The 13,671-nt window shown below is 36.6% G+C and carries 13 protein-coding genes; 3 read left to right on the forward strand and 10 right to left on the reverse strand.

Going from position 1 to position 13,671, the window contains the following annotated elements; translation table 11 throughout:
• Nucleotides 1-24 precede the first annotated feature (24 nt).
• Both H9635_RS05385 and H9635_RS05390 read right to left on the reverse strand, forming a co-directional pair.
• A complete protein-coding gene (locus H9635_RS05385; RefSeq protein ID WP_191699122.1) occupies nt 25-459 on the reverse strand; it encodes a MarR family winged helix-turn-helix transcriptional regulator in 435 nt (144 codons plus the stop codon).
• A 466-nt stretch (nt 460-925) separates the two neighbouring features.
• On the reverse strand, nt 926-1,483 hold the full coding sequence (locus tag H9635_RS05390; protein ID WP_191699123.1) for a hypothetical protein: 558 nt from the start codon (nt 1,481-1,483) through the stop codon (nt 926-928).
• Between the two features lie 380 nt (nt 1,484-1,863).
• Here H9635_RS05390 and H9635_RS19190 point away from each other — a divergent pair, with 380 nt between their 5' ends.
• Nucleotides 1,864-2,016: a YjcZ family sporulation protein gene (locus tag H9635_RS19190; RefSeq protein ID WP_225231133.1), complete on the forward strand. Its 153-nt coding sequence runs from the start codon at nt 1,864-1,866 to the stop codon at nt 2,014-2,016.
• A gap of 289 nt (nt 2,017-2,305) precedes the next feature.
• Entirely contained in the window at nt 2,306-2,581 is a 276-nt protein-coding gene (locus tag H9635_RS05400) for a hydrolase (protein WP_191699124.1), read from the forward strand.
• Between the two features lie 270 nt (nt 2,582-2,851).
• Here H9635_RS05400 and H9635_RS19525 read toward each other — a convergent pair whose 3' ends face one another.
• From H9635_RS19525 to H9635_RS05425, 5 genes are all read right to left on the reverse strand, one after another.
• A complete protein-coding gene (locus H9635_RS19525) occupies nt 2,852-3,139 on the reverse strand; it encodes a TIGR04104 family putative zinc finger protein (RefSeq protein ID WP_191699125.1) in 288 nt (95 codons plus the stop codon).
• Between the two features lie 417 nt (nt 3,140-3,556).
• Complete coding sequence (locus H9635_RS05410; protein ID WP_191699126.1) at nt 3,557-4,495, reverse strand: TRM11 family SAM-dependent methyltransferase; 939 nt, start codon at nt 4,493-4,495, stop codon at nt 3,557-3,559.
• The gene (locus tag H9635_RS05415; RefSeq protein ID WP_191699127.1) at nt 4,496-4,945 is read right to left on the reverse strand and encodes a protoporphyrinogen oxidase; all 450 of its coding nucleotides are present in this window, start codon (nt 4,943-4,945) and stop codon (nt 4,496-4,498) included. It abuts the gene before it with no gap.
• Nucleotides 4,946-5,067: 122 nt separating this feature from the next.
• Nucleotides 5,068-6,552: an MFS transporter gene (locus tag H9635_RS05420; protein ID WP_191699128.1), complete on the reverse strand. Its 1,485-nt coding sequence runs from the start codon at nt 6,550-6,552 to the stop codon at nt 5,068-5,070.
• Nucleotides 6,553-7,007: 455 nt separating this feature from the next.
• Nucleotides 7,008-8,072 (reverse strand): aldo/keto reductase, encoded by a 1,065-nt coding sequence (locus H9635_RS05425; RefSeq protein WP_191699129.1) that lies wholly within the window; start codon nt 8,070-8,072, stop codon nt 7,008-7,010.
• Nucleotides 8,073-8,315: 243 nt separating this feature from the next.
• Here H9635_RS05425 and H9635_RS05430 point away from each other — a divergent pair, with 243 nt between their 5' ends.
• Nucleotides 8,316-8,816 (forward strand): nucleoside-diphosphate sugar epimerase, encoded by a 501-nt coding sequence (locus H9635_RS05430; protein WP_191699130.1) that lies wholly within the window; start codon nt 8,316-8,318, stop codon nt 8,814-8,816.
• A 433-nt stretch (nt 8,817-9,249) separates the two neighbouring features.
• On the opposite strand, the gene H9635_RS05435 is transcribed toward H9635_RS05430, so the two are convergent.
• The 3 genes from H9635_RS05435 to H9635_RS05445 are packed head-to-tail and all read right to left on the reverse strand — an operon-like array spanning nt 9,250 to nt 13,671.
• Nucleotides 9,250-10,482, reverse strand: a complete 1,233-nt coding sequence (locus H9635_RS05435) for a DNA polymerase IV (protein WP_191699131.1) — start codon at nt 10,480-10,482, stop codon at nt 9,250-9,252.
• A 20-nt stretch (nt 10,483-10,502) separates the two neighbouring features.
• Entirely contained in the window at nt 10,503-13,316 is a 2,814-nt protein-coding gene (locus tag H9635_RS05440) for an ATP-binding response regulator (RefSeq protein WP_191699132.1), read from the reverse strand.
• Complete coding sequence (locus H9635_RS05445; protein WP_191699133.1) at nt 13,309-13,671, reverse strand: response regulator transcription factor; 363 nt, start codon at nt 13,669-13,671, stop codon at nt 13,309-13,311. The genes H9635_RS05440 and H9635_RS05445 overlap by 8 nt, the downstream gene beginning before the upstream one ends.

The following is a 13,671-nucleotide window of genomic DNA, read 5'->3' on the forward strand; positions in this document are numbered from 1 at the left end:
TCTTTTCAATATAAAAAATATCGTTTATAAAGTATTCGCATGATGACCGACCCGTTTTAAATAATCGGTTAACGCTAGTAATTCCTCCTCTGACAAAACGTCGAATATAGCCGCAATCTTTTTCTCATGTGTTGGAAATATGGATTCGATCATTGCAGATCCTTCGTCCGTCAGCGATACAAATGTCACACGGCGGTCAGTTGGACATGCAACTCGTTTGATTAGATTTTTCTTCTCCAGTTTATCGACAACATACGTTATACTGCTGCTTGCAATTAATACCTTTTTTCCGATGACTTGGATAGGTTGATCACCTTTATGATAAAGCAGTTCCATTACAGCAAACTCCGTTAAATTTAAATCACTTTGCTGAATATCCTTCTTCGTTGCTTCATGTACGGCTGTCGTTGCTCGGTGTAATACAGTAAATGCTTTTAGCTGTTTATCAAATTCACTCATAAAGTTTCACTCCTTCTTTATCACGAATTCATTTATCTTTAATTCGAGATAAATATATCATTGATTCCTTACACTGTCAAACAATTGTCGTTATTCGAAGTTCCCTATTACTTAAATAGACCGGATATTATTCTCACCCAGCCAAAAATAGAAGTCCATAAAATGATGCTTAAAATTAAGCCGTTAAATACCCCAATGAAAAAACGGTTCTCCATCTTTACCGCTCCTTAAAATACAGGATTGGCAAATGGCAAATGAATTAAGCGCTGTTTTGTTTAATGAAAGTTTTACTTCTACTGGAATTATTTGTTGTATAACGAGTAACCGACATCAGAACATACTCGCTATCATTAGGGAGAAAAAACATACTTTTTAATAATTAATCGGCAAATAAAAACGCACAGAAATAACTCTGAACGTTTTATGTGCTTCTTTAACAATATTCCCCTCAAATTTTATTGTTAAATTAATATTTAATAGATAGACGGTAATTGATTCTTTCTACCATTTCGTGCTCTTTATCGTGCATTGCATCATATGCGGATTGATAATCGTACCCAATAATATCACTAAAATCCTTAGCAATGAAACGACTTGCCTGGAGAATTTGATATAATTCGGCAGCTTCATCTTTTGTAAGTGGAAGTTCTTTGCCATAAAACGGTAGATTCCATTTTGCTTGTGATAATTCATTATGCCATTTTGAATGTATCGTTGTACTTTCTTCTGAATATATTAACGGATGATTATAAAAGAGGTTGTTTAATATAGTGTCTAGATCTCGGGAAAGTACGTCAATTACTTTTCCGTTTTCTTCGGTTATAGGTAGATTCAAATCATATTCCAGGAGTTGCTCAGCCGTTCTTTCCAATGAATCGAAGTCGTTTAAATAATGACGCCCAATTTGTTCTTCAAGAGCAATGACCTTTGCCTCTAATTGCTGATTCGTAGGACGAATAAACCAAATAACAGTACATAAAGCTATTACTACTAAAAATCCAATAACATACTTTAACCAATTCACTCTATCACTCTCCAATATTTTTTGTACATCTAAGCTTCCATACTTCTATAAGAGAATGCAGGATATTCCATTGCACATTATTACATTAACATATAATTTCCATTTTTATTTATTTTATTTAATTCATTCATTAAACACGGATTAACAATTAGTGACACTACTCGGACTTCTCTTTATCACGAATTCATAGGGGCAAATGGCAAGTGATTGAAGCGCTGTTTTGTTAAATGAAAGTTTTTACGGCTAATGTAATTATTTTCTATATAATGAAGATCCAGTTTAAGAGTCATAACTATATCTACACCACAAACTTATTCCTGTACTTTTGCCCTACCTTCTCCCCCTACTAAGAATAATATAAGACGGAAGGAGGGATTTTAATGGACTATTCAGGATATGGTAATTGCTATGGTGGCTATGGTGGATACAATAGTTATAGCAATAACAATAGTTTAACGTTCGTTTTAATCGTCGTACTTTTCATACTTTTAGTTCTTGTCGGTGCTACTTTCCTACCAAACAAAGAATGCTAACAAAAAGTAGTAAGTGTTAGGGATGATAGTCAATTAAGAATAGCTTGTCATCTTTTTAATGTATTTTGTAACAAGGATCACTTTCCCGCCACCCGAGAGTGATCCTTTTATCGTTCCACCCTCGCATACATATTTAGTTCGAAGCTTACTACTGCATACTTTAGTTAATTCTTTATCAAAAGTTCTATATTCTCTGTAGTTACGTTACCTAGCTCTTTTTATTTTCAAATCATAGTCTATTAATGTAATGCTAGCCTTACAAAAACAGACAAGAAAAGGGGTGTTACAAATGGGTTGTAATTGTAGTAAATGTAGAAGTGAATCAAGTTCTAGTAATAATAAAGGTCGTTGCAATGGTTGTATCTGTGACCTATTAAGAGAATTAAGAAAAGGTACAGAAGTTGACGTTTTCTTATCCGGAGGTAAAATATTAGAAGATGTCGTTTTTAAAAGATTTGACCATAATAGTTGCTGTGCATTCTTTATTGATACAACAATAGAACGTGGTTCAACTCTTATCGTTGACTGTCAAAAAATTGATGCTCTACGAATTGAAGTAGACTAGGTTTCAGTAGGCCACTTTCTAAAAAAGTGGTCTTTCTTCTGATTGACACTTTAATTCTGATTACCTTATAAAAAAGGCAGTGTTATCAGTCTAACGGGTTTGGTTGATGGGGAGAAAAATGCTAATAACATTCTAATTAGCATCATACTATACCCGCAAATTGGTAATATAAACGAGAAGTAAAGACGCTCAGATTTCTGAGCGTCTTTTGATGTAACATTTAACTAACCTAATTGAACTAAAGCCCTCCGTTACTGTATGTGTATTTCCTCACAATCTCTCTTTGTATCGGACAACATATGGCGAGAGTAAAAAACCGATCATTGCGATAAGAGCTGCTCCACAAATGGTTAAAAATATATTATCGGAAGGAATAAGAAAAAATTGAGCTATCAGAAATGGTAACATCGTCAGGAATGTAACCGTAAATCTCCCAAAAATGGTTATCTTATGTATAGTTCCACAATTGTCACATTCAAGTGGTCCGTATGTCCACTTATAAGATTTAAAGATTTTTCTCCAACCAAATTGACTATTGCATTTTATACATTTTTGCAAAAACTACGCCCCCCTTTCCGCTATTGAACTAAACTGCCCAGTTTGATTAAGTACATTACTTCACAATATATAAATTCATTTTAGCATAAAATTTCCATTTCCCTTTCAAAAGAAAGAATTTCGTTCGATTTATGCGAACATTTAGCACAAGTTTTGACATCGATTTTAACAAGCCCACATAAATTTATGCGGTGTTGCTGATTATGTTGCGAATTGAGGTATTAAAGACATTCCCTGAAGATATAAACACTGATACAACAGCAAAAAAGGAAGTGCGAATTAGTTTGCTAATTGCACTTCCAAAACCATTGTTATTTACTGTTTTCTCCCCAATATCCGAACCCGGTATTATCAGTCCTTTGACTTTTAACACTGCCTTGTTCGTAATAAGTAAGGAAAGTAACGGCTCCTGCCTACTTATTCACATATTAAAACTTGGCGCTCGAACTTGCCTTTTTTCAATACAGCCCGGTCTTTAATCGTTAAATTGGCGTGATGAATTTTATCATCCATCGTTTCGATGGTTACGATGACGACGCGTTTTGCGATTCTACGTGCATTCGTAATTATGCTCTGCTGCAATTCACTCGATATATGTGTAAATAAATTGTACGGCATATCAATAATTGCGACGTCATAACCTTCATCCGCTTCTTCAATTGGTCCGATCTCTACATTCGGTTCATATCCAAAGTGGCGTAAATTAATACGTGAACCCCATACGACACGCTTATTCATATCTCGTCCTTCAATATGAATGCCCATGCTCATTGCCTCAACTAAGACAGTACCAATTCCGCAGCATGGATCAATAATTTTCAATCCATCCGGATATGGAGCTGCAATATTCACAATAGCCCGCGCATCACGCGTACTAAGCGCAGTGGAGTACATTTCGGGCTTTTGCATATGCTTCAGCCATACAGACTCCCCGGCAACAAGCTCCCCTAAATAAAAGGTACCATCATGAATAGCTAACCCCAGTACTATATCAGGCTGTTCTAAATCCGGTTCAGCTTCTATCGCATAGCTAAGCTGTAGCATATACTCATTTCGAATCGTACGGTTTAAAGCTGGCTCGATCGCATCTCTACTATTATTTAAACAATGAATTTTAAAAGTCCGTTCTCCTAACTGTAGCTGTTTAGCAGTTTCTACAAGTTGTTCAAACGTATTTCCTTCAAGTAGTATATCAAGTCTTAGTCGCATATAAGGGCTTCGACTTGGTTCTACTTTTTTCTGGCTCATTAAAACATTACCTTCTACATGAAAATTAAAAAATGTGCGCATTTCCAGTCGTGAAAGTTCATATTCATCTTTTTGCCAGGCAAAACTGTATAAATACATTTCTGTCATTTATTTTTCGACAGTCTTTATTAATTGCGCAACAAATTCATAAAGTAGTTCACATACTTGTTCAATTGATAACTGATCATTAAAGCCCTCTATACAATCCACTGCAATATTCAGTTCCCAAAGCCCTTCTTGACCGGAAAAGGCTGCACTGCTGCTACCTAAAGCAGATTTTACATGCTCCTTTAAATAGCTGCGGATTGCTTCACTATGCTTCTTTTGTAGTTTTAATCCGAACAAAGCCGTATATAAATTAAATGCATCATCAAATTCAAGTGCAACGGCATCGATACGGATTTCATTAAATTGTGCACATTCGACATAGATAAATTCGCCCTGATTTTCCTTCAAATATTGAATAGGCGTCGATGCAAATGCACTACTTTCTGCAGTAATTGTATCTTCTGTTTCTTTACTGCATCGTTCTAATACTTCTAAATTTAATTTCATCATGTTTTAAATCCTTTCAAATATAATTCGCTCGTAAATTTCACCTTGTTTAGTATACATGACTATCGAATAATGCGCATTAGAAAGTATTTAATCGAAATTTGACGTACTTTGGCGCATCAGCTTTATGATTGATGTAAATTTTCTTTACGGCTCACTTTCAGTAACGAGCTATTTGATTTAATTAATGAAATGATGATAACGAGACAGAACGTAAACAAAATCCCCCCTGTAAATACAAATCCGGGTGTCCCTACTAAATTAAGTGCACCTAGAACCGATGATCCGGCAACTACACCAATAGAGAAAAACGCATAAAAATAACCATAAGCTTTGCCGCGAATTTCCTGCGTCGTAGCTTCGATTAAAAGGGCATTAATGGAAGGGAATAAAAAGGCAAACCCGATTCCGTATAGTGCTAGAATGCCATAAAGCATTGTCATTTCAGATGTCAGTCCAATGCCAATTTGGGCAATCCCCATTAATAGAACACCGATTAACAATGTGTATTGGGCATTAAAATAATCAAATATTTTATTCGTTGGTAAAATAAAAATCAATACAGCTACGATACCGAACACACTCAGTAATGTCCCGGCTACTCTGGAGCCATACCCTAAATCCTGCACATAAATCGGCAATAAGTACGCCAGCACCCCTTGAGAAAACATGAGGAAAAAGGCTCCACCATAAGCTTTTAGCAAATTACTGTTCCAATGCAGCGTTTCGGAAGTCTTTTTCTTTTCACGTTTAGGCAACTGTGTTTTACGTAAAAATAGAAGTAGGCCGATCAATAGTACAAGCCCATATAACGCAACAAGGCTAAATACATTCGCCACAGATATTTTACTTGCTAAAATACCGCTCGAAGCTGGTCCAACAATTGCGGCGATCCCAACAAATGAGCCCGTAAACGCACTCCCACTGCCTTGTTCATTTGCTGCCCGCATATTTGCAAGCAGTGTAAATGCGGCCGGTGTTATAAATCCGCTACTGAAACCGTGAACACAACGTACAATTAATAGTACCGTCGTATTATCGACAAGCTGGTAGCATAGCAGTGATGCTACAGAAACAAATAGTCCAAAGACCAAAATTCGAAATGCTCCAATTTTGTCCGTATAAATGCCTGAAAATATATTCCCGAACGTATTCATAAATGAGTACAGTCCCACAACTATCCCAGCAATAAACGTAGAGGCACCAACAGATAGAGCATATGTACTCATAATCGGCAGCTGTACGAACAGGTCAAAGAAAGAAAAGAAAATAATAGCATAAACAAGCCACTGCTTAGGAAATGGCTTTATATGTAATAACGGCTGCATTCTTTTTAATTTAGAATCGAAAACAAAATTACCAAAAGGTATAAATGCGACTAAAACGGCTAAAAAGGACCAGCCGATATTCCATTGTATGCGTAATTGAACAATAGCAATTGCTAGTAAATAAAGTATAAATATACCACCATGAATACTACCATTTATCGTCACGAACTGTGGTAAATCAGCAAAGTATTTTAATGGCATGGAAATAAATAATAACGTAATGAGCGATAAACCATCAAGTAAGCCCATTATTCGTAAAAAACGTATCGGATGTATTCCCATTATGTCCTCCTGAAGAATGAAATCCCTCCTATTATAGCATGGGTATTTCGATGTTACCTAACTAAATGAAAATTATTCTCATATAAATGTCAAATTTTAGACTTTTATAGGATATACATATTTTTTCCTTTTTAAAATAAAAGGTGAGAAAGAAGAAATTCTGATGAAGGAGAAATGTTTGTGCTGACTGGTTCATCTTACTTCATAATAGAGAATTAAAAAATTAGTTGTTCGCAGTGTAGGCGGCGACTCCTAGGGGACAAGCAAAATTTATTTTGCGACGAGTAATCGCAGGAGCACGAGGGAGAGACTACAGGCTCGAGCCGTGTCCCTAGGAAAGCGTCCGCCGTAACGGAGAACAACGGATACAAAGTAGACACTTATAAATTTCTATATGTGAAAAACGAACAATCACGATATATTAAGCAATTCGTGATTGTTCGTCTCATATATTATTAAATTTTGCTTTCAATTAACTTATGGAATTCATCTAAATATACCTTTTCTGCATCTGAAGCTCTATCCAATGAATTGATCGCACGATGCCATAATGGATAAATCGGTTCAAGTGCTGAGACACTATTAATTTGTGTAATATCCTCGTTAGTTAATTTCAGACTGTAAGATGCAATGTTTTCATGCAACTGTTCTTTCGTTCTTGCCGACAAGACAATTGAATCTACATTTGGTCGATCACGTAACCATGCTAAAACAACTTGCGCTACTGTAGCCTTATGTTTTGTAGCCACATCTTGCAATACATCGATTAAATTATAAAATAAATCCGGGTTTTTAATATATGTTTCCGGCCAACCATTCCCTTGCCTTGTAGCAAGTTCCGCTTTATTATTTCTTGTATATTTACCAGTGAGCAGCCCTTCACCTAATGGAGATCTAATACTATTAGCAATCCCTAATTCTTTACCGGCCGGCAAAATTTCGTACTCTGCCTCACGTGATTCTGGTGTGTAATAGATTTGCTGTGCAATTGGCGGGATCATATTATTTTCTACTGCCCACGTATGTGTCTTCGCAAGCGCCCAGCCGCTATAGTTAGATACCCCCCAATGACGAATTTTCCCTTTCTTAATGAGTTCATTCATCATTTCGACAGTTTCGCTTACCGGTACTTGCCCATCCCAGGAATGTACATAATATAAATCCAGATAGTCCGTACCAAGTCTTTTTAAGAGTATATCAATAGATGAATCAACGTTCAGTATAGCGCCTGTATCCGTGGGTTTATCTATCAGTTGAAATCCTGTTTTACTGCTGATAATCATATCTTGGCGCTTATTTCTTATCGCATTGCCAAGAATAACCTCTGCATCACCCTTCGTGTACATATTCGCTGAATCAAAGTGGTTGATGCCATGATCTAGTGCATAATCCACCATATAGTTTGCCGTTGCCTGATCCATCGCCCCTGCTTCTTCAAGACCATTTGTACTGAACATTACCGTACCTAAAGCATATTTAGAAACATTCAAATCTGAATTGCCAAATAAATTATAATCCATCATAATCCCTCCTATGCATGGGTTTTTCCACGTTCCGCATTAAATAAAACATTCTCTCATCAAGAACTTTGCCTTTTCTTGAAATAGGTCAAAACATTCTTTATAAAAGAGCCTCCTTGTCGTGTCAGGGAAAAAAAGGTTGAATAGCACAATATTTCGGGTATAAAAATATAGGCGAGTTGCTGCACAATGGTGCAACAACCGAATGAACATTAAAATCAATCGATGGAAGGAGTGTTTCAGATGAGTAAAAAGAAAGAAATTAAAAAATTAAAGGACCATGCATTTGCTGATCTTTACTTAGTTGAAAAGGAATTTCAGCAAGTTGTAAAAAATACTTCGAATCAATCAGGTACTTTTAAATGGGTGGAGCTATTAAGCAATTATGAATTGGACGAATTTTATGGAAGGCGCAGAGATCGAAAATATGCAACGCTCACAGTAGAGCTGTATTCATTAACTGAACAACTATTAAAAGACATTTATAAAGTTATTTTTAAGCATAAATATAAAAATACATCCGATAAAAATATCATTCTTGATTTAGAAGAGAAATTGGGAGATCATTTAAATTTTAAAAATAATACAAAATTATTAGCAAATCTTAGAAGCTGTATTGTTCATGAAGAATTTTCTTTAAAATCTGCAAGAAAGAAAATCAATGTTAAAAAGAAAAACCGCGTCTTATTCAAACAATTAATGAAAGATGTTGACCTTTATATAGAAAATATAAAGATAAAATAATGTTCTGCCTCAATCTTTGAGAGAAACAGTAGAGCAGTTCCCCACAGAGAGGAATATCGGTGAAGAAGTGGTGAATAAGTGAACTGAAGTGACTAATATCGCGAAAGAAGTGGCGATTAAAGTTCCAGTGCTCAAAAGTGGCGAAAAGGTTGTGTCAGTTGACGAATATCGGCGTTGAACGGGCAAATAAGTGTGCTGAAGTGGACAATAAAAATGCAAGTGACGAATATCAGTGGTGAAGTGGCGAATATGTGAACTGAAGTGACTAATATCGCGAAAGAAGTGGCGATTAAAGTCGCAGTGCTCAAAAGTGGCGAAAAGGTTGTGTCAGTTTGGGTTTTCTTTACTTCTACTATAAAAAAATAGTAGCACAAACCATGATCTTGGTTTGTACTACTAATGTTAGTATGTTTCATGTTCCTACCCTAAAAATTCATTTCATATGATCATCCAAAAAGTCCTTGCTAAAGCTTGTTTTAGAGGCATAGCTTTTGGATTTTACCCGGACACCGCGCTTAATTGCCCCTTTTCCGAATTTCGTTTCAATTAAATCGACTAATTGCACAATCGGTTCATCTTTAATATGCTGCTCGAAATTGAACAAATTCAACTGCTGTGTTAATTCTGATTGATCCACCACATTCGAAACAGTAACACCCAATAAACGGACTGGTGTTTCATCCCAGTAATCCGTGAACAGCTTCCAGGCGATTTCAAAAATTTCATCTGCCTGATGAACGGCATTACGAACCGTTTTACTACGTGATGAATTTTGCCAATCATAATTCCGAATTTGAATCGTTACGGTTGTTCCTGCTAAATACTTTACCTTTAACCGTTCCGCAACACTCTTACTTAACTTCTCAAACGTTTCCTTTAAAATGTAATACTCACTTTCATCCCTCGGCAGTGTCGTTGAATTACCTACACTTTTCGTATCGAATATCGAGTTTGGATCGACCACTCGATTATCAATCCCATTCGCCCGCTTAATCAGGCGTACACCATTTTTGCCAAGCTCACTGTATAAAGTCCGTTCATTGGCATTGGCTAAATCACCGATTGTGAAAATTTGAATGGAATTTAATTTTTTCGCTGTTTTCTCCCCGACTCCGTGCATTGATACAACAGGTAGCGGCCAGAGTAGCTCTTTTAATTCCCTAATTCTTAAAACCGTTATACCCATTGGCTTTTTCATATTCGAAGCCGTTTTCGCTAAAAATTTATTCGGAGCTATACCAATCGAACATGGTAAATCGAGCTCATGTAATATACGTTGCTGAATTTCCTCCGCTATTTGTAACGGGTGACGCGTTTTTGAAAGCTCCGTTACATCCATATAACCTTCATCAATGGATACCGGCTCGACTATTTCAGTATAGCTTCGTAATATCGAAAAAATCGCTGCACTGGCTGCTCGATACTTCGGAAAGTCCGGTGGTAATAATAGCAGCTCAGGACATAACCGTTTTGCTTCTGCTACATTCATCGTCGTATAAATGCCTTTTGCTCGCGCTTCATAAGAGCTTGTCACAATAATGCCGCGACGTTCTTTTACATTTCCGGCTACAGCTATTGGTTTTCCTTTTAAACTTGGATCATGCGCCTGTTCAACAGATGCGTAAAAGCTATTCATATCTAAATGAAAGATAATGTTGGCTGCCATTTTCCCACCTCCTATCCATTTTATCTTTCTTCGATTAAAGTTACTAACAGTGTAGACAGTTCATCAGGTGGATATGGCTTTGTAAAGTATTTTTCCACATTGTATTTTTCCACATCAACCATCGACTTATCTAATGCAGACGAAATAATAATCGGTATGTCTTTTGTCTTTTCATTCGTACGTAAAAACTCGACTAAATCCATTCCTAGTAGATTCTCACCAAACTTCAAATCCATAACGATTCCTACTAACGGTACTTGCTGGGCATCGTCCATTGCTCGCTCGATATCCTCATGATATAAAATCGAAAACCCTTTGCTTTTTAGCTCCTCCGATAATAACAGCGCCTGGCTAAAATCATCCTCTACAATCATAACCGTTGGATTAGCACTTGACCTATGCCCAGATAAGTCCTCCCTATTTACAATATTGGCTTGTTCAAACAATGGTAATGTAAAGTAAACCGTTGTGCCAACATTCTCCTGAGACTCTATCCAAATTTCCCCATTATGATTTAAAACGATTTCCTTACTTAAAGCGAGGCCTAATCCAGTACCCCCTATTTTCCGTCGAGAGCTATTATCGATGCGCTTAAATTTCTGGAACAATGTCGGAATTTCACTTTCCGGTATACCGATCCCACTATCCTGAATCGATACTTTGACACAGTTCTCACTTTTCTCAGCCCGAATAATAATATCGCCGCCATTTGGAGAAAACTTAACCGCATTCCCGATTAAATTGATTAATAACTGTACTAGACGCTCTTCATCTGCCTTCACAAATGAACTTTCGGATAAGTCCTCAAATTGAACTTTATATTGCGAATTAAAGTCGAATTTATTCAATACTTCTTGAACTACTTCATTGAACGCTACTTTCTCCATGACATACACTTGTCTTCCTGACTCCATACGCTGAAGATCCAAAAAGTCGTTAATTAAGTTCGTTAAACGTTTTGCTTCTTTATGAATCGTCTCTATATAACGTTTTTGGCGTTCTGGCTGCATTTCTTTCGTCAATAGCAGTTCCGTAAAGCCTAAAACACTCGATAGTGGTGTACGTAGTTCATGACTTACTGTACTCACAAGCTCTGACTTCATCTGATCCACTTCGTATTCACTCGTAATATCACGATGAACAAACATTGTGCCTACCTTTTCATCACCTTCAAATACGCTTGTCGCATAAACCTCTATAAATGACGTGATGTCATCGTTTATCGAATATCGCATTGTTCTCGTATTAGTAAATTGTTCTATAATGGCATTCTTTAAAAATGAAATCAGCTCTTCCGGTTCACACACAATTGTCTGGAAATGCTTCATCCAAATTTCCTGTGGTACTTTATCTTGAATTTCATAATTCGGATAGCGAATAATTTTAAAGAGCGCTTCGTTTAAAAGCAATACCTCTCCGTAAATCGAGACGAATTGAATTCCTTCATTTGTTGTATCGATAATGCTTTGGTTTAGTTTTCTTGCGCGTTCTACTTCCTCATACATAAATATCCGTTCAAATGCAATCGAGGCTTGATTCATATGACCATTGATATCTGAATAGTCTGTTGCAGTGAACTTTCTTCCCTCGCGTGTTGCCAATAGGATAGCGACAATCTTTTTTTCGGAATTTAGTATACATGAATATAAATCATATGCATAATAGGTTGCGCCCGCTATATGTTGATGAGAGGGATTAACTTCCCGACAAATGACAAATGTCTTTTCTTCTTCCAGTCTAGCAATTTTATCAATATCGAGACTTTTGATTAACCGTTCAGTTGTCTCCTTTGCCAGCCCTTTAGATACATATTCATCGCTCCCTACTAAATACAGGAGGCTCGAATCAAACTCGTAAATACTGCGCAAATAGGCATGCAAATCTTCCAGCAACTTACCTTTGTCCAATGTGAAAGTCAATACGTGATTCAGCTCACTATATTGCTGCAGCTGATTCAATGATTGTTTCAGCTGTTCCTGGTTCCCCTGAAGCTCATCCTGCTGTGCCATTAATTCTTCGTTTTGAGTCGTTAATACTTCTTCCTTATCCTGTATGGAAAGCGTCATATTATAAAAGGAAGTAGCCAATAAACCTAGCTCATCCTCTTTCTTCTTAAGTGGAGTTATATCTACATAGATGCCACTAGCAAAGGCATCTGTTGCCGTTGTTAACTTTTCAATCGGCGAGATTAAATTTTGAATAACCTTCCGCAATATGATTCCGATAATGACTACGACAATCATGCCAAATAAAATATATAAAACCGTCAAAAGCTGCACTTGCTCTAGTGTTCGATTAAATAAATCCCTTACGATTAAATCCGTTTCAGCAGTGTATGTTTTCGTATACGAAATGAAATTGTTTACCAAATCATTTGTTCCACTACTCGACAATTTACGCAGCGCTTCGTAATTATCCTCCTCGACATAGCCCATTGCTTTTGGCAGAATTTCATTTCGGTAAACAATTATAAAGTCACTTAATTCCTCATATAAAAGTCTTTCTTCATTAGAAAGCGGCAAATTTCCAAACTCTTCTAGATGCAATTCAAACCTATTCATTTCATCGTATAGAGCATTTAATTCATTGGTCGCTTTAAATGCATAATATCCTCTGGAGCGAAAGAAAATCCCATTGAAGCTTTCATCCAACTTCCTGACGAGCTGAGCCTTTTCATTGATGTCGTCGCGTTCTTCTATCAATCTTTCATTCGTTAAGCTTGTGTAAACAAAAAATGCCCCCACAAATAATATAAATAAAAATAACATCGACAGAAGCATCCGAACAAACTGATTTCGGACACTCTTTTTTACTGTAGGAATTAATTTAGGCATTACTTAGCTCCTCTACAAAGGAAATTAATTTTATCGGGCTGAATGGTTTTGAGATGAAATATTTAGCGCCCTTTTCCATTGCAATTTGACGGTCCGATTCCTGCGCTTTTGCAGTCAGCATCACAATCGGCGTATTCTCTTTATACTCCGGAGAAAGCTTTTCGATTACTTCTATACCGGTTAAATCCGGCATCATATAATCGAGAAAAACTAAATCATAGCTGTTTTGCTGCATCTTGTTCAATGCATCCAAGCCGTTTTCGGCCTCATCAATGGTAAAATTAAAATCTTCCAGCGTGTCGCAAATAAGCATTCTTAATATTTCTTCATCATCTACGATTAAAATTCTATTCAC

The organism is Solibacillus faecavium (assembly GCF_014836905.1).
In the GTDB taxonomy this organism is placed as follows: Bacteria; Bacillota; Bacilli; order Bacillales_A; family Planococcaceae; genus Solibacillus; species Solibacillus faecavium.